19 protein-coding genes, 1 tRNA gene and 2 pseudogenes are annotated in these 16,492 nt (G+C 53.9%); 15 read left to right on the forward strand and 7 right to left on the reverse strand.

Features of this window, described 5'->3' with window-relative positions:
* Positions 1 to 56: 56 nt before the first annotated feature.
* On the reverse strand, positions 57 to 494 hold the full coding sequence (locus ACVI9W_RS03085) for a hypothetical protein (RefSeq protein WP_461529166.1): 438 nt from the start codon (positions 492 to 494) through the stop codon (positions 57 to 59).
* A 534-nt stretch (positions 495 to 1,028) separates the two neighbouring features.
* Here ACVI9W_RS03085 and ACVI9W_RS03090 point away from each other — a divergent pair.
* Positions 1,029 to 1,970, forward strand: coding sequence for a universal stress protein (locus ACVI9W_RS03090; RefSeq protein WP_461529167.1), 942 nt, complete (start codon positions 1,029 to 1,031; stop codon positions 1,968 to 1,970).
* Positions 1,971 to 1,994: 24 nt separating this feature from the next.
* Here the strand turns inward: ACVI9W_RS03090 and ACVI9W_RS03095 are convergent, their stop codons facing one another.
* The 3 genes from ACVI9W_RS03095 to ACVI9W_RS03105 form a co-directional block, all read right to left on the reverse strand.
* On the reverse strand, positions 1,995 to 2,393 hold the full coding sequence (locus ACVI9W_RS03095) for a hypothetical protein (protein ID WP_461529168.1): 399 nt from the start codon (positions 2,391 to 2,393) through the stop codon (positions 1,995 to 1,997).
* A gap of 212 nt (positions 2,394 to 2,605) precedes the next feature.
* Positions 2,606 to 2,974, reverse strand: a complete 369-nt coding sequence (locus ACVI9W_RS03100) for a hypothetical protein (protein WP_461529169.1) — start codon at positions 2,972 to 2,974, stop codon at positions 2,606 to 2,608.
* Positions 2,975 to 3,780: 806 nt separating this feature from the next.
* Positions 3,781 to 4,293: a hypothetical protein gene (locus ACVI9W_RS03105; RefSeq protein ID WP_461529170.1), complete on the reverse strand. Its 513-nt coding sequence runs from the start codon at positions 4,291 to 4,293 to the stop codon at positions 3,781 to 3,783.
* A gap of 308 nt (positions 4,294 to 4,601) precedes the next feature.
* On the opposite strand from ACVI9W_RS03105, the gene ACVI9W_RS03110 reads away from it, so the two are divergent.
* The 11 genes and pseudogenes from ACVI9W_RS03110 to ACVI9W_RS03160 all read left to right on the forward strand — a co-directional run bounded on the left by ACVI9W_RS03110 (position 4,602) and on the right by ACVI9W_RS03160 (position 11,329).
* Positions 4,602 to 4,964, forward strand: a complete 363-nt coding sequence (locus ACVI9W_RS03110; RefSeq protein ID WP_461529171.1) for a site-specific integrase — start codon at positions 4,602 to 4,604, stop codon at positions 4,962 to 4,964.
* A gap of 874 nt (positions 4,965 to 5,838) precedes the next feature.
* Positions 5,839 to 6,222 (forward strand): DUF2513 domain-containing protein, encoded by a 384-nt coding sequence (locus tag ACVI9W_RS03115; RefSeq protein ID WP_461529172.1) that lies wholly within the window; start codon positions 5,839 to 5,841, stop codon positions 6,220 to 6,222.
* 90 nt (positions 6,223 to 6,312) lie between these two features.
* The gene (locus tag ACVI9W_RS03120; protein WP_461529173.1) at positions 6,313 to 7,080 is read left to right on the forward strand and encodes a hypothetical protein; all 768 of its coding nucleotides are present in this window, start codon (positions 6,313 to 6,315) and stop codon (positions 7,078 to 7,080) included.
* 228 nt (positions 7,081 to 7,308) lie between these two features.
* Positions 7,309 to 7,539, forward strand: a pseudogene (locus ACVI9W_RS03125) (P2 family phage major capsid protein); the annotation flags it as partial.
* Entirely contained in the window at positions 7,516 to 7,779 is a 264-nt protein-coding gene (locus tag ACVI9W_RS03130; RefSeq protein WP_461531787.1) for an ogr/Delta-like zinc finger family protein, read from the forward strand. The pseudogene ACVI9W_RS03125 and the gene ACVI9W_RS03130, both read left to right, overlap by 24 nt.
* Positions 7,776 to 8,150, forward strand: a complete 375-nt coding sequence (locus ACVI9W_RS03135; RefSeq protein WP_461529174.1) for a hypothetical protein — start codon at positions 7,776 to 7,778, stop codon at positions 8,148 to 8,150. The genes ACVI9W_RS03130 and ACVI9W_RS03135 overlap by 4 nt, the downstream gene beginning before the upstream one ends.
* 72 nt (positions 8,151 to 8,222) lie before the next feature.
* Positions 8,223 to 8,468, forward strand: coding sequence for a hypothetical protein (locus ACVI9W_RS03140; RefSeq protein WP_461529175.1), 246 nt, complete (start codon positions 8,223 to 8,225; stop codon positions 8,466 to 8,468).
* A gap of 11 nt (positions 8,469 to 8,479) precedes the next feature.
* Positions 8,480 to 8,932: pseudogene (locus ACVI9W_RS03145) on the forward strand (bifunctional DNA primase/helicase); the annotation flags it as partial.
* A 196-nt stretch (positions 8,933 to 9,128) separates the two neighbouring features.
* Entirely contained in the window at positions 9,129 to 9,497 is a 369-nt protein-coding gene (locus ACVI9W_RS03150) for a hypothetical protein (protein ID WP_461529176.1), read from the forward strand.
* A gap of 77 nt (positions 9,498 to 9,574) precedes the next feature.
* Positions 9,575 to 9,820 carry a hypothetical protein gene (locus tag ACVI9W_RS03155; protein WP_461529177.1) on the forward strand — a complete coding sequence of 82 codons (246 nt, stop codon included), beginning with the start codon at positions 9,575 to 9,577 and terminating at the stop codon, positions 9,818 to 9,820.
* Positions 9,821 to 10,159: 339 nt separating this feature from the next.
* Positions 10,160 to 11,329: an Arm DNA-binding domain-containing protein gene (locus tag ACVI9W_RS03160; RefSeq protein WP_461529178.1), complete on the forward strand. Its 1,170-nt coding sequence runs from the start codon at positions 10,160 to 10,162 to the stop codon at positions 11,327 to 11,329.
* A 142-nt stretch (positions 11,330 to 11,471) separates the two neighbouring features.
* Here ACVI9W_RS03160 and ACVI9W_RS03165 read toward each other — a convergent pair whose 3' ends face one another.
* The 3 genes from ACVI9W_RS03165 to ACVI9W_RS03175 all read right to left on the reverse strand — a co-directional run bounded on the left by ACVI9W_RS03165 (position 11,472) and on the right by ACVI9W_RS03175 (position 13,639).
* The gene (locus tag ACVI9W_RS03165) at positions 11,472 to 12,041 is read right to left on the reverse strand and encodes a hypothetical protein (RefSeq protein ID WP_461529179.1); all 570 of its coding nucleotides are present in this window, start codon (positions 12,039 to 12,041) and stop codon (positions 11,472 to 11,474) included.
* Positions 12,038 to 12,973, reverse strand: a complete 936-nt coding sequence (locus ACVI9W_RS03170; RefSeq protein WP_461529180.1) for a hypothetical protein — start codon at positions 12,971 to 12,973, stop codon at positions 12,038 to 12,040. Before ACVI9W_RS03170 ends, ACVI9W_RS03165 begins: the two co-directional genes overlap by 4 nt.
* Before the next feature lie 578 nt (positions 12,974 to 13,551).
* Positions 13,552 to 13,639: transfer RNA gene (locus ACVI9W_RS03175), tRNA-Ser, on the reverse strand.
* 121 nt (positions 13,640 to 13,760) lie between these two features.
* Between ACVI9W_RS03175 and ACVI9W_RS03180 the strand changes: the two genes are divergently transcribed.
* From ACVI9W_RS03180 to tusD, 3 genes are all read left to right on the forward strand, one after another.
* Positions 13,761 to 14,432: a Bax inhibitor-1/YccA family protein gene (locus tag ACVI9W_RS03180; protein ID WP_157193203.1), complete on the forward strand. Its 672-nt coding sequence runs from the start codon at positions 13,761 to 13,763 to the stop codon at positions 14,430 to 14,432.
* A gap of 145 nt (positions 14,433 to 14,577) precedes the next feature.
* Positions 14,578 to 15,957: a nucleobase:cation symporter-2 family protein gene (locus ACVI9W_RS03185; RefSeq protein ID WP_038612765.1), complete on the forward strand. Its 1,380-nt coding sequence runs from the start codon at positions 14,578 to 14,580 to the stop codon at positions 15,955 to 15,957.
* Positions 15,958 to 16,098: 141 nt separating this feature from the next.
* Complete coding sequence (tusD, locus tag ACVI9W_RS03190) at positions 16,099 to 16,491, forward strand: sulfurtransferase complex subunit TusD (protein ID WP_191832093.1); 393 nt, start codon at positions 16,099 to 16,101, stop codon at positions 16,489 to 16,491.
* The last annotated feature ends 1 nt before the right edge of the window (position 16,492 follow it).

Here is a 16,492-nt window from a genome sequence, read left to right on the forward strand (position 1 = left end):
GGGCTGGGCTTCAATGAAGTATTCAGATCGACGTGGCTACTCAAGAGCCAAACGTATCACCGGTCATTTTTCGAGGACGACCTGACCGCGTTGCTTAGCCCTTTCGCATTGTGATCACCCGGTGTGGTAGATGATACTGCGGTTGACTTGGACAAGCCGCGGGTGTCCTTGGAATGAGCAATGCCGGAAGTGGCGGTACCATGGCCATTATCATCGTTGCGATTGCTGCCGTAGTGGTTACCACTTACGCCGTGATCTCGCGTCGCCTTACCGGAATGATCGCCTGCAAAACCGCCACCGTTGCTTTTACCACCATGGTCGCCATTTCCTGCGCCCATGCCGCCACCATGCCCACCGCCATTTCCACCACCGTGGCCACCCCCGCCCCCGTTACCCTTTGCGTACGCTGAGCCGATAGGCGAAATATCGGCCGGCAACAGTGCTGCAGTTCCCATCAAAAATGCACAGGCAAGCACGGCCATGGTTTTCTTCATTTTTTGTACGGCTCCACAGGTAGGATTGAGTATCGGCTAAGACCTGCCACGCCCCATGAAGTTCTTGAGCTGCCGACGAAATGCACTATTCGAAAACCGCAGATCAGCTGCCTGCAGATTCCGAAGCTACCCGCATAAGATCAAACACTTGTTGATCATTACCTCGCTTAGCTAAAAACAAACTAACTCACCGTCCGAAAGCCCAATCTTCAAGCACATTCAGCGAGCATAATGCTTGGCCATCGAGTTGATCACACACCGTCCTCTCGGGGCGAAACCTTAGTCGCACCTCCAGCTATAAGCATTGGAGAATATATTCTGCACGTTTGAAATAGCGATGAGTTTCGTGACTACTAGTGCCCACCCAATTCAATCATTAACAATTGAGTTGAGCGGGCGAGATTCGAATTTTGCTGTCGTGTGTATGAGGTCATTAGTAAGCGTGTGCAACAAGGGTTGGCGAACAACGGGGGCACTGGCCAAGCGCCGCGTGTGCCCCTGTATAAAACTATACTCACGCACAGGAAGACGATCATGCACACCGTTCGCAGCAGCTTGGTGGTGGTGGATTCGCATAAGTCCACGGATCAGATCCTGAACCGAGCCAGAATGATTGCCAGCGCGACTCAGTCGCACTTGCACCTGCTGGTTTGTTGCAAAGGCAATCATCACTCTGCCTACTTGAACGACATGCAGAGCTCTATGAAAAAGGAGGGCTATAGCATCAGCGTTCAACAGGACTGGCATGGCAGTTCACACAAAACCATCATCGCCGCTCAACAAGCGGAAGGCTGCGGACTTGTAATCACCCAGCACTTACCCGATAAGCCACTGATGAAGCCGCTTCTCACCCCTGAGGACTGGAAACTGCTGCGGTACTGTCCCAGCCCGGTGCTCATGGTAAAAACAGCCAGGCCCTGGACCGGTAGCACCATTCTTGCAGCCGTCGATGTCGGTAACAATGACGTGGAGCATCGGGTCCTTCATTCCGGCATCGTCAGCCACGGCTACGACATCGCGCAACTGGCCGGCGGCGCTTTACACATGATGAGCGCCCACCCCTACCCCATGCTCTCAGCGAGCGACCCGATGTTTCAAATCAAAGAGAGCATTCAGGCTTTCTATAGCGAGCAATGCAAGAAGTTCCAGACCGAATTTCACATCAGCGACGAACACCTGCATATCGAGGAAGGCCCGGCAGAAGTGCTCATCCCGTACTTGGCGCACAAACTCGAAGCGGCGCTAACGGTGATCGGCAGCGTAGCCCGTACCGGACTCAGCGGCGCCCTGATCGGCAACACCGCCGAAATGATTCTGGAGACACTCGACAGCGACATACTGGTGCTCAAACCGGACGACATTATCACTCACCTGGAAGAACTGGCCGCCCCACCTTCAAGTCTATCGGCCGATATCGCCGCATCCTCCTGGCCCTATAACCATCACAATCATCATCACCATCGTCGAGATTCGTAGCCGTAAGTTAACGCTCCCGGTCAGTCAGCTGCCTTTGCGCCACTCAACGGCGACAGCAATACCCGCCAGCAAGATAGCCAGCGTGTATGCAAAAAGGCCGAGGTTAACACCCAGGATCATTTTCTCTGAGCCGTCCGAGAGCACCATCGAACCACCGTATCCATCCCGGAGCCAGTAAGCCATCAAGAACCCACCGGTTACGAACACAGTGAGCAGGCTCGCTAGCTTGAGGTTATCTTTGCCCCACACAAGCCAGACACTGAAAGCTCCAAGCGCCGTGTTCGTAAATAACTGCCAAGTCTCATGCAGCCGAGCGTGCGGCGCCCAAGCCTGGTTGAAAACATGAGTGTCGTTGACCTCAAGGACCGGTACGACCACGGCGTAAAAAATGATTCCAACTGTCACCAATAGCTTCGCAAGCATACGCAACCTCCTTGTCCGTGATTTGGGCGTTATCTGCCCTTCCCAGCACTGTAGCGTGGCGCTCACAGGTGATCCAGATACAAAAAGCCCAGCGCGGGGCTGGGCTTCTCGGCTACTGCTGGCGCCCGCCTAAAATGGTGGCGCCTGCTACGCACATGAACGGATTCAACCATGCCCTCCTGTTGCCTTCGTAATTTATCTCTAACCACAACTTATGTTCTTGAACACACATACGCAGCATCGAGAAGCCTTCCATGGTCATACCAGGCATCTCTTTGGTAGGCGGAATATTGATACTGATTCCCGGAACCGTAGACCTCAACAAGGCCACTTGCTTTATCTGGGCTGGTATTTTCAACAAATAGCTTGAGCGAGTTATTCTCCTTTACCACGAACGTACTTGAACTCCCTCGAAGTTCATCTTGAACGCACACCATATAATCTGGCGGACTCTTCGCGATAGTACCAGAGATATGATCATGGCCAATGCGGACATCAGGATTCTGGGCGCAACCAGCCAGGAAAAAAGTCATCAAAAAAGACACTGCCACTCCACCGGCGACCGACCTTGAGCTCTTCATGCGACACCTCCGACCACCCCCATTGAAAACCATGGATAGCTTCGGATGAGAAAAGCCCTTTTTAATTATAGCCACACTGAATATCGAGACACTGCATCACCTGAAAATACTAGCCCCGTTGGAAACAGGAAAATATTCTAGTTAGCTATATTTACTACTCTGAATTTGAATTAGGTAGGAGGAGGCTGAATGGAACAGTCATCAGCATGAGCCAGATTCAGACATCCCCTGCCAGCCTCTCCCCTCTTGAAAGTCCGGCAACAGCGAGATGAACTCCGACCGTTTCCCTGCCCTCAAGTCCGCTTTCGCTAGACATCCTGCCAGAAAGATATTCTGGCTATTTCTCCATAACCGCTGACAACGTCACACTCAAACAGCGTGTCCAATTTGATCCGGGCAAGCTCGAGCTGCACAGAGAATGGGAGCTCCGCGTGCGAATCGAAGTGAGCCTTTAGGGACCCCTTGAAGGTGATGCTTGGAATGCCTAGGAGCTCAATGGGATGCATAGAAAATCTTGGCTAGCGGGCCTTGTTGATGCAGGCGAACGTCTACACCTCCATCTCCGACGCAAACACGATAAATCAGGTGTCTGGTTTGTCTGGCATATGGTTCATTCCGGTTCCTCCCTTTCGGGGAGCGCGTTAGAACGTCCCCAGCAGCACTCCCAGCTTGGAGCAATGAGTGTGGAGGAGCCGAAAACGAAAAAGCCCCGGCGATTGGCCGAGGCTTAAAAACTGATTCATGTGCACCACAGCACTAATACTAAGCGAGAAAGACGACGATTCTCTACAAAGAAAGGCTATGTGTCAGATGCTCATGCCGATGTATTTGTCGCATTCCCTTGACGGCTGCAAAGCGCTTGTCAAGGCAGCTTCTCTATCTTCACTCGATGCATTGAGTGCCGCACGCAAGCGTTTCTCTACAGCTTCGCCGACCAATTTGTTCGCGGGAAGATTATCGTAAAATGCCAGATTAAACGTTGCATCACCCTTTTTAGCTTGCATGTACCCCATAAGCCAAGTGACTCGAGGCAATATATAGTCTTGCAGAGGTTTATTCGAGGTACTCTTTGCTACCTCAAGCATGGGCTGGAAAACATATACACATCGAGACACTTGTTCAAATGTTGGCCCCTCCGGCGCTGAAGCTGCCTGAGCTAAAGAGGTTGACAAAATAGAGGTGCAGAAAATTAAGCTGATAGCTTTTAAAACTCTATGCTTCTCCGTCGATCGAGATCCTGAGTGACTAAATATCATCCTGAACATTCCTTTGAATTCGAAAGCAGCACGGTATCCGATCGTCTTGTCTGCAATCAACACCAAAGTCACCCGTAACACCCCGGACTTCGCCCCTCAACCTTCTTAATGGTCCAATCGCGGTCTTTCCCGCCGTCCGCCAAAGACCAACACGCCGCTGGCTCCCTATTGCACCTGTCTCACCGATCAGTCTCGCGCCCCCATGAAACGTACAAAGCATGAGTGCTCGGGATGCCGGTGTTATTCCGTAGCACTGTACTGCCGGCTTATCAGTGTCCAGGCCTCGCCCAGCATCGAGACAAGCGGAGTGCCAAAGTGCGTGCCCATCGTTGGTCGTCCAGCAGAACAAGCCCCAGAAGAAGCTCAGAATCATGCTGTCAGTGGATAGCATTGCCAACAGCCTGGGCACGCTGATCAGCCAGATGGATGCGCGAAACCAGCAGCACGGCTCGAGCTACCTGATAGTCAGCGATAAAGGGAAGCGGATGTCAGCCTCAATGCTGCGCAATCGCTTGGGCGATGCGAGAGGCCTTGCCAAATCGGCTGCACTGGAGAATGGCGATAGCCTGCTGGCAACCCGAATCGCGCAGTTCCAGTTCCGCGATATTCGCCCGAAGGCAGCATCGGAAATCAAGGATATCGAGGACGCCAGTCTGCTCTTGGGACACACCAAAGGCGACATTGCAGAGCGCGTCTATCGCCGAATTGGGACCATCGCCAAGCCGTCCAAATAGCGAAAGTTTTGGAAGCGATTACAGAACGAATTAGAAGCGATGGGTTTTTGGCATTCCCAAACGTGTTCCCAAGGCCCTATTTTTCGACCCTCAGAAACGCAAAAAGCCCTGAATAATCAGGGCTTTAGAAATGGCGGAAGCGTAGAGATTCGAACTCAACGTAAAGCGCTAGGCCGGGCTGGAGGCCTTGATTTACGTGGGCTGCAGCGTGCGCACGCCAGCGTTTTTGTTCCCAAGTTGTTCCCAGTGACTTTGTGAGCGGGACCCGCGCGGTAGCCTCTCCATGGGGTTAGCCGCGTTTCAGGTTGACCCATCAAAAAGAGGTAATTTAGGTAATCGATTTTTTTGAACGGCTGAAAACCCTTACAGAACAATATGTTGAAAGGTTTTACTAAAGGTAATTTTTGGGTAATTGAAAGGTAAGTGGATTACCTCTGTGAGCGGTTGAAATAGGAAAACACAAGACCCTTTAAAATCAATAGTTTAGAGAAAAATTACCTTTTCGATTACTTCGAATTACCTATTCAGGTAATCGCTGTACCCCTTGTAAATAAAGGCCTCCAAGCCAGTCCGAACTACCCCCTTACCAAAATTACCTCTCCAAGAGGGTGCTCCTGAAAAAGGCCTCAGAAGCGCCACAGTTGGTGCATCGGAGAAACGGAGGGGAATGCAGGGATTCGAAGGGTTTCCCCGCCCTATCTATGCCCCAGAAGCCCAGAGCCTGGGCCGACGCGAGCAGTCTGCAGGGGTGCAGAAAAAACGGCACATTTAGACCGCCGGCGTGGCGGGGGGACGAGTGCGCGCGCCAGGTCGAAATGCACCGCCAGCGTGGCTACACTGAGGGTTCTGGACCGCGGGCAAGAGAGGGTTGAAAATGAGAAGAGACAAGGACTTGATTCGGGAGCTGTTGTTGCAACTTGAGCAGCTCGATGTACACCACTTGAGCTATGAGTACCTGCATCTGGGTAAGCTCAAGGTAGAGGGGTTTAGCGACGAGGAGGTTCTCTACCATTTGACACTGATGCATGAGGCTCGCTTATTTGAGACGACAGGCAAACAGCCTAATGATGGCTTTCTATTCAAACGGCTCACAAACGCTGGTCATGATTTGCTTGACTCGATTAGGGATCCTGCGGTTTGGACTCAAACTAAGAAGGCTGCAGAGGGGGCGGGAGGGTTTACCCTTGAATTGCTTGGTGACTTAGCCAAGGGCTTTATCCGGAAGCAGGTAGAAGATCGCACCGGCATAAAGCTTTGAACCTCCCTACAAAACAAATACAAAAACATGAAAAGGTTATTCAACTTGGTAAAAACAAGAAGATGCAATATCTGCCTTAAACGCAGACCCATGACAGAGGACCACATTTTCCCCAAAAGCATTACCATTCCCGGGCAGAAAAAAATCACCCAAGTCTTAAAGCGATTAGACCCAAGCAATAAACATCACTCCAACACCAAGATCGCTCAGAATGGCATAAAAAAAAGAACACTGTGCAGCCACTGCAACAACAAAATACTTGGAACTCTTTTAGATCCAGCACTATCTGATCTTTGCAAAGAAGTCTCTTTACAACTGAGAAATGCACGATTTCTTCACTTCCAAACATTACACATTGAAAATGCGCAGATGAATAAGGTTGCGCGGGCCGTTGCAGGGCACATGCTCGCTTTGGACGATGAACCACAAGCAAAGCATGTGCTAGCGAGAAAGTTAAGGCGTTTTGTGCTGGACGAAAAGGCGAAATTCCCCGCCGAGTATAATTTCCAAATGTGGCTATATCCATTTAAAGAGCAAGCAATATATAAAGACCTGTATCATGGCGTCTTGGGAGAGATGGATTCAATTTTGGGAATCTCTGCATTCAAAACCTACCCCTTGGCATTTGCTTTCTGCAACAAAATAAAAAGCAACAACTTCACGTTACTCGGAGTAATTGAACTAGCAGACAAGCTAAATAGCGATATTGAGCAAAAATACAGAATTTCCATACCAACAACAAGCATCGTCGACCAAGCATGGCCATACGCACCTCACCCTAATGGGGTCATCTTAACCAGCAGCAATGAAAGCCTTACAACAAAACCTTTCATGAACATAAAAAAATTCCCATATTAAAAATAACCAAGCCTCACTCGGGCACAAAGAAGCCGCCCAAGGGCGGCAGTCAAATTATTTGTTTGAGCGCAAACTTTGCGCATCCATTAGCGGTTGAAGCACATCAACTCATTGATCTGCTTACCACCCTCCCCCCGACCATATGTCGGAAAGCTTTCACTCCTGCGCCGGAATCTCATATGGCCGGAAACTCACCACCTCCTCCCCCAACCAATCGTTGAACCACCCATGCGTAACGAAACTCGCCTCGTCTACAACGGCCTGCTGGCACACGTTGCCAAACTCAACGGTGTGCCCAACGCCGCCGAAAGCTTCAACGTTACCCCGACCATCCAGCAAAAGCTGGAGACGGCCATTCAGGAGTCGAGCGACTTCCTGAAAAAGATCAACATCATCGGCGTCAACGACCAGGAAGGCGAAGCCATTGCGCTGGGCGTGAACGGCCCGACCGCCAGCCGCACCAACACCGCGGGCGGTATCTTCCTGCGAGTGGCCTACCTGCAATGCACCAACGAAGCCTGCGGCTGGTCGGTACGCGCTCAATTTGAAATGACCCACGAAATGAGCCCGAGCGGCATGGCCAACCCGGCTGTGCGGTTGCCGGTCGCCCCTGTGGTGATGCGTCGTCAGGCTATGAAGTCCGCCGACGATCATCCCGACTTGCTGGACCAACTGGACATGGAGGTAGCCACCGCATGAACGCCGTAGCCCTGACCTTGAATCCTGAAATCGACTACCGCGCTGCGATGCAGCAGGCGGCCGTGGCCTTCCTGTTCCGCCGGGAGGGCCTACACCTCGCCGGCGACCATCAGGTGCTGGAGAACTGCACTCAGTACCTGTGCCAGTCGCTTGAGGTTCCCGATCACCTGGTGCAGCGCATTGCCGAGCTGGCTGTCGCCGAGTTCGAAAGCAAAACCACTGGGCGTTTGCGGCTCCTGGGCGTGTGCCCCACCAGCGGGATCTTCCGGGCACGGCTGATCCTGCTGGATACCACCACCCAAGAACGGTACCAGGTGCCGGCGCGCTACCTACCTCGGCGCCTGCAGCAACACCGCAACACCTCGAAGTAACTCCGAACCAACCCCTTCCCGATGCCCCGTTCCGCGTGGGTAAGGGGAAACTGCATTCCATTGGTGGCCGAAATGAGCAACATCACCATTCAACTCCAGCTCGATGAGCAGCAGGCGAAGCAATACCTGCAGTGGCTCAACAGCCAATACGACACCACCATGGCCGAGGTCTGGTACTCCGACCGCTACCGATATGTACCCAGCGGCAAGCGTGCCCCCAAGGTAATGCTGGACCTGCCCCATCTTACCGGCATCTGCCGTACTCGCAGCGAGCTGAAGAAACAGCTCGACGCCTGTGCAACGGAGCGTGCCAAGTGAATATCAAGCCAATGGAGCAGCAGTTGCGCAGCGAAGTTCTGCGGCGACTCCAGGACCAGTACGGGCTGAAGCCCAGGGCCGGTACGCAGTACCTGCGTCAAGGGACCTGCCCGAGCTGCGGCAAGAAAGAACTGTACTCACGGCAGGATGAGCCCTGGTTCATCAAGTGCGGCCGCGAGAGCAAGTGCGGCGAGCAGTGGCACGTCAAAGAGCTGTTCGACGAACTGTTCGACGATTACAGCAAGCGCTACCCGACCACGCAGGAAGCGCCCCGTGCCTCTGCTGACGCCTACCTGCAGTTCGCCCGCGGCTTCGACCTGGGGTTGGTCAAGGGTTGGTACACCCAGGAGAACTACTGGGACCGTGACCTGAACATCGGCAGCGCGACAGTTCGGTTTGCCCTGGAGAAAGGTGGGTACTGGGAGCGACTGATTGACCAGCCGCACCGGTTCGGCAAGGAGAAGCACCATGCGCAACGAAGACAACGACGAGCTATTTCACCCCAGCCGACGCGAAGCGTTAGCCACGCTGCTGGCCAGTGGTTTGACCCTGGCACTGCTGGTGGCAGTCGGCTACGCCGTCCCTGATCTGCTGACCAGCCTGATTCATTAATCAACTTGCCCAGGCGCGGCAAAGCCTGGGCACTCAAGGAGCGGCGCCATGAGCACTCAATCATTGGCCAACCTGGAACTGATGTTCGCCTTCGAGGAATGGGCAAAGCCCCGCGGCTATGACCTGGCCACCCACCCCAACGGTGGCAGCTTCATAAATCTGGAAACCCGCAATGCATGGCTGGGCTTCGAAGGGGCGCACGGTCCAGCCGGCTGTCGCCCTATCGGTCAGCAGCTCTACGCCCAACTCAAGAAAACCAGCGAGTACGCCCATCAGACGGGCGAGGTGTTTTCAGTTCGCGTCGCGAAGGCGCCGTTTGATGACTACGTCATTCATGGAGGGCCCGGCGGTTTGTACCGCCAACACGATGTGGATCTGTTCGTGATTGAGGACGGAAAGCAGTACCGCCTCAACTGACATCGGCAAAGGCCGGAAAAGAGGGCGCCAGGGAGCGGCAACTCCCCAGCGCCTGACCAACCCCAAGGAGAAGCACCATGCAAGTACAAACCCCCAAGGCCAGCGCGGCACAGGCTATCACATCCCCAAGTACCCGCCCTCGCCTGGTGTCCAATCAACTGGACCTGCCAAACCTGTGCGACATTTGCGGAAAGTACCGCGCAACCCGCACGCACGCTGCTTGCAGTCGGCTACGTCAGCAACGGAAATCAGCTGAATGGGCAACCTATATGGAAAACATCGCCGCCAAGAAGGCAATCGGAGGTCGGCGTTATGCCCGTTGAGCCCGTCACTATCAATGTTCGCCAGAGCACCGGCACCTACATTGCCAAGGCCAAACGTTGCAAGCTGAGTGCTAGCTGCACAGCTGGCCCCGCCCAAGCGGCTGAGGCTTTGGCTCACAAACTCGGACTTGCGCCAGATCTCCTTAAGGAAGCACCGAGCCGGGAACTGGGCTACGGCTGCTCGCGCTTCGAACATCCTGGTTGCTCGGGCACCAACGCCCCACCGCAGGGGCAGACGTAGCAAGAATCTCACCCCACATCTTCTAGGCCTCGCAATGGGCCATTCTCTTACAACGGCCCATACACTGGGCCGTTCTTCTGTTCCGAGTGACAAAGCAAATGGCAGATGGAGTCGAAGTACGCGGCAAGCATATCCGCGTGTATTTCCGTTACCAGGGCGAGCTATGCAGGGAGACGATTCCTGGCGATGCGTCGCCAGCGAGCCTGGCCAACGCCGAGCGCCTGGTCGGCATCATTAACTACGAAATCCAGGCCGGCACTTTCAGCTATGCCCGCCACTTTCCCAATTCGGCCAGAGTGAAAACAAACACCCTGGGCCACTACATCGACCACTGGCTCGACATCAAGCGGAACCAGATGGCGGCCAGCGGCTTCGCTATGTATCGCAGCCGGACGGAAAAGCACATCCGCCCGCGCTGGGGTGACTTTCAGGCCGACCAGATTGATCACCTGGATATCCAGGGCTGGGTGCAAAATACGCTGATGCCCAAACTGCACAATAAGACTGTGCGCGAGATCGTCAGCCACCTGCGGCAGATTTTCCGGCTGTACCGCACGCGCAACCGGAGTGCCCACGACCCAACTGACGGCATCACCATCACGCTGCCCGATGCAGATGACCCCGACCCCTTCACCCGTGAGGAGATCGACGCCATCCTCCGCACCGAGACCAACAGGCAGCAGGAAATCAACCTGACGGAGTTCATGATCTGGAGCGGCCCGCGCGTCAGCGAAGCCATGGCCCTGGCCTGGGAGGATGTCGATCTTGAGGCCGGTACAGCGTTGTTCCGGCGCGCGCGCGTCAGCAGCCAGTACAAGGTGACCAAAACGCGCCGATCGACACGCCAGGTGAAACTGTTGGCTCCCGCTCTACGAGCCCTGCAGGCCCAAGCACGCCACACCCTGCACCTGCCCCCTGAGCAGATCGAGGTCACCGACCGCGACAATCGAACAAAGAAGGTGCAGCAAGTGCGCTTCGTGTTTCACAACTCGATTACCGGCGAGCCGTATCAGACGTCGGACGCACTGCGCCATGGATGGTGGATCTCTCACCTGAAGAATGCCGGCGTGCGTCAGCGGGGCCCGAACACCTGCCGCCACACATTCGCCAGCCAGATGTTAAGCAGCGGAATAGCCACGCCAGAGTGGATTGCGGACCAGATGGGCCACACTTCCACAGCGATGATCTTCAAGCATTACGCGAAGTGGATCAGCAAGGACGGCCCGGATATGGTGGGGCTGTTGAATCGAGCGCTCAAGTTGGGCTGACAATACGCAAACGACGCAAATACGACGTGCAGCGTACAAAACATCATGGTGTCACTTGGAATAAAACAAAAAGCCCGATGCGGTTCATCGGGCCTTTTGAGGTCTAACTACCTAGGTTGAAACGTGCATATTTATCCTATTGCTAGAGTGACCTCATACGAAGCAAGGAGTGAAGCCGTTTAACAATCATAACGATAGTCAACAGCAGATTGACTGTAACAAACACAGCTAGTGGCGTGAAAACCAGCTTGGACAGAACCTGCGATATGGTTGCTGAGGTCGCCTTGGGGTCAACAAAGCTATCTGCGATGGAGAAGGCAAAACATATTGCAATAAGCACAAGCGAAGAAAGAATCGAGTAACTGATATTAAAGTAAAGCTCGTCAAGGAGCCTCTTCTTTGCATTGTAAAACGGATCCAGCACACGCCCCAATTCTTCATCCCGCTGATTCTTATCGTCAAGCTTACTTTCTTGATCATAGACCAAGACCAAAACAGATAGAAGTAGCGCTGTAAAAATCGCGCCAAAGTTAACCAGCAACGAAGCAATGTCTTTATTCAAAGAAAAAGCAGCAGCCACACTACCAGCACCAAAAACAACAGGAACACAACAAAAGGTAACGAAGTCGTACCACGACCAACCGCCATCTACTTTTGACAAGGTTCCAAAATGGCCAAGCACAATCTCTTTAATATCAATTTTACTACTCATATCCTTATGCCCATCCCCGGATAAATGGAAGATAGAAACTCATTCAAGAGCACCTTACACCATTCATCAAACTCTCTCATATCAGGATTGCCGGCAGTAATTGTAACCTTATCTTCATCAACGTCAATTTCGCAGAGCTGATTGCTTTGAGCACTACCCAGCCGGAAAGTTCGTTTCCTACCGTTCATTTCTACGACGGTCTTCACCTCTGCACACAAAGGCGCAAGTGCCTCTACCATAGCATTCTGCTCTGTGCCAGGTGTCAGATAATCAACGAAGGCTCCGAGGTTTTTACGACGAGACGCCTTAATAATGTATGTATGCTCTGCCTCGTCATGTCCAAGATTTTTTATCTGATCCTCAATAGTCTCCATCCCGCTGAATCGGACCATTTTAATCTCTTTAGCAGTTGCTTTTTTCCACTCTTCAAAGGCCTTTTCATAGGAGAGCGGATTCATTTGCAAGACGCGCCCTGTTACACGCGAAAACTCTTCCCGAAGAAGATCATAGATCAATGTCTTGACACCAACATTCCTTTGATTATGAAGAAGAGCAACACCTTCATTAAGCTTCTCAGGAACATAAAACCTTACGTAATGATTTAAGACTTCAGCATTTTTCTCAAGCCGCTTGAAATCAATCTTTCCAGTTTCAATGTTAACGATATCAGTGCGATTACCATAGGTACCTGCCCTTAGCACACCGCGTATTACTCGCTTAGCGTCGTCAAACTTAAAACCAGCAAAAGCATAGATCTGCTTAGTATCATTTATGACATGATAGCCAATACCTTTTCGCAATATGTATTCTTTGAAAATCTTATACATATCAAATTGACCTATCCTCCCCAGAGAAGAATAAGAATCCTGAACTTTCTTCCCTTTGGCAAGGGGATCGAAACAACGAATAGTATATGGCGAAATGGTATTCAACTTATGCCCCAAACTTCTATATTTATAGTCAACCTTCCCTGGTCTCGCCCCTTATATTGGGCACCTGTCACCAGGTTTTGGACCAAGCCCCCCGCCATCTGACGGAGTTTGTAGCCAGCGCTTAAACAGCCGCTATAAATCGTTCAGATATCGCATGCTCCCCTACCACTGCCTGCATCCGTAACACTTACCGCCGGCCTAATCATCCAGACCTCGGCAGCGCACCCGAGTAGGCGGCATTGAGGTTTATCACACGAAATCACACGAAACGCGACTATGCCGAATGCACGCCCAACAGAGCAAGCACTCGAAAGCCCCCCAACGCGGGACGAGTTCCTGTCGGCACCCCCCCATGCTTAGCAGATAGAGCACATGTATTCAGCCGTGATCTTGCTGGGCGCGAGGTGATCAGAAGGGATGTGGCGGGGTTGATGAACCAGGCACTCTGGTTGAGCTGAATGCAAAAAAAAAGGGGCCGTAAGGGCCCCTTTTTTTGCCTGTCATTCCCAATGTGTTCCCAAAACGCTCCCATTTGAGGGGTAATCGATGGCGAACATCAATGAAATCAAGCACTTATATGGCGGAAGCGTAGAGATTCGAACTCTAGGATAGTTGCCCATCGACGGTTTTCAAGACCGTTGCCTTAAACCACTCGGCCACGCTTCCTCGTATTGCGGGCGCCATAATACCGAAATGAAACAAGCTGTCAAACTCTCTGTGTAGCTGGTTTGCAGTCCTCTGTTATGATCTTTGCATCTGAACGTTACAAACCCACAGGAGTGTCGCCATGCGCGAACAGGATTACGCCGTCAATCACGGCCAGCAGGTCGAGCAGCAGGAGGTCAGCCGGGTCCTGCGCAATACGTACGGGCTGCTGGCTATCACCCTCGCCTTCAGTGGCCTCATGGCTTTCGTTGCGCAACAAATGCGTGTCGGCTACCCGAACGTCTTCGTGGTGCTTATCGGCTTCTATGGTCTGTTCTTCCTCACCAACAAGCTGCGTGATTCGGCCTGGGGCCTGGTGTCTACTTTCGCCCTCACCGGCTTCATGGGCTTCATCCTCGGCCCTATCCTCAACCGTTACCTGGGTATGGCCGGTGGCGCTGAGGTGGTCAGCTCGGCCTTCGCCATGACCGCCCTGGTGTTCGGTGGCCTGTCGGCCTATGTGCTGATCACCCGCAAGGACATGAGCTTCCTCGGTGGTTTCATCACCGCTGGCTTCTTCGTCCTGATGGGCGCGGTGCTGGCCAGTCTGTTCTTCCAGATCAGCGGCCTGCAGCTGGCGATCAGCGCCGGTTTCGTGCTGTTCTCGTCGGTCTGCATTCTGTTCCAGACCAGCGCGATCATTCACGGTGGCGAGCGTAACTACATCATGGCAACCATCAGCCTATATGTATCGATCTACAACCTGTTCGTCAGCCTGCTGCAACTGTTCGGCCTGATGGGTCGCGATGACTGATCAGGTGGTTGGTAGCTTGTGAGAAAGCCCGCTTCGGCGGGCTTTTTTGTGGCCAATGGTTTCATCGTGGGGCAACCCCGCGCCTACACTTAGCCGGCAATTGCACGTAGAATGCGCTCCTTTTTTCTTCCGGGGCAGCACTCCCATGAGTTCAATCGAGCAAGGACCCGGCGCACCCGCGCAGGCCAATGAACTGGTCCTCGGCCTTGAAGACCGGCCACGGCCGCTGATTGCAATGCTGGCAGCACTGCAGCATCTGCTGGCAATCATTGTGCCGATCGTGACGCCGGGCCTGCTGATTTGCCAGGCGCTGGGGGTTTCACCTCGGGATACCAACCTGATCGTGTCGATGTCGCTGGTAATCTCCGGGATCGCCACCTTTGTCCAGTGCCGCCGCTTCGGGCCGTTCGGCGCCGGGTTGCTGATTGTTCAGGGCACCAGTTTCAACTTCGTAGGACCGCTGATCGCCGGCGGCGCGTTGATGGTCAAGCAAGGCACGCCCGTTGAAGCGGTAATGGCGGCAATTTTTGGTGTGGTGATTGCCGGCTCCTTCGTTGAAATGGGTATTTCGCGCATTTTGCCGTTCGTGAAGCGCCTGATCACCCCGCTGGTGACCGGTATTGTGGTGTTGATGATCGGCCTGACCTTGATCAAAGTCGGCCTGATCAGCATGGGCGGTGGTTTTGCCGCCATGGGCAATGGCACCTTCGCCAATGGCGAGAACCTGCTGCTCTCGGGCGTGGTGCTGGCCATTATCGTGGTGCTCAACCGTATTCCTGTGGTGTGGATGCGCAGTTGCGCCATCGTCATTGCCCTGGCCGTGGGTTACGCCCTGGCCGGCTATCTGGGCCGCCTGGACTTCACCGGCATGCACCAGGCAGAGCTGTTCCAGGTGCCAATGCCACTGCATTTTGGCCTGGGCTTCTCCTGGGCACTGTTCATTCCGATGCTGGTGATCTACCTGGTGACCTCGCTGGAAGCCATCGGTGACGTTACCGCCACCAGCAAGGTCTCGCGCCAGCCGGTCGAGGGTCCGCTGTGGATGCAGCGAATCAAGGGCGGTGTACTGGTCAACGGCGCCAACTCGCTGCTGGCCGGGGTGTTCAATACCTTCCCAAGCTCGGTTTTCGCGCAGAACAATGGAGTGATTCAGTTGACCGGTATCGCCAGCCGCCATATCGGAGTGTGGATTGCGGCGATGCTGGTGATCCTTGGCCTGTTCCCGAGTGTTGCCGGGGTGATCCAGGCGGTACCGGAGCCGGTGCTCGGCGGTGCGGCAATGGTGATGTTCGGGGCGGTGGCCGCTTCGGGGATCAATATTCTCGCCAGCATCAGCCTGGATCGCCGCGCGCTGCTGATTATTGCGGTGTCGCTGGCGTTGGGCCTGGGTGTGGCACAGGTGCCGGAGTTCCTTGCGCATATGCCGTCGGCGTTGCGTAATGTGCTGGAGTCGGGTGTGGCTACCGGGGGGATTTGTGCACTGGTGCTGAACTGGTTCTTGCCGGAGCATAAAGAAAAGGCTTGAGTGTGAGGGGACCGCTTTGCGGTCCAATCGCTGGCAAGGCCAGCTCCTACAGGGAGCTCGGCAAAGTTCGAAAAAGCCCGTGGCATGTTGCTGCGGGCTTTTTGCTTTATTATTGGCGCAGTTTTGCTGAATGAGCCTTCCATGAAGTTCGCCATTGCGGTTTTTTCTCCAGCCCACGCGCCCTCCTCGCGCCGCGCTCTGCAGTTTGCCCAGGCAGCACTGGCCGGTGGGCATGAAATTGTCCGGCTGTTTTTTTATCAGGATGGCGTGCACAGCGCTTCAGCCAACGTGGTTGCGCCACAGGATGAACTGGATGTCGCTGCCAATTGGCGGTCCTTCATCAGCGAGCATCAGCTCGATGCGGTCGTGTGTATCGCCGCCGCCCTGCGCCGTGGCGTGCTCAACGCTGAAGAAGCCCAACGCTATCAGCGCCCGGCAGTGAACCTGCCAGCGCCCTGGGAACTGTCCGGTCTTGGTCAGCTGCACGAAGGCGCACAAAGCGCCGATCGGTTGATCTGCTTTGGAGGCGATTGAA

It is taken from the genome of Pseudomonas sp. 210_17 TE3656, assembly GCF_054821965.1.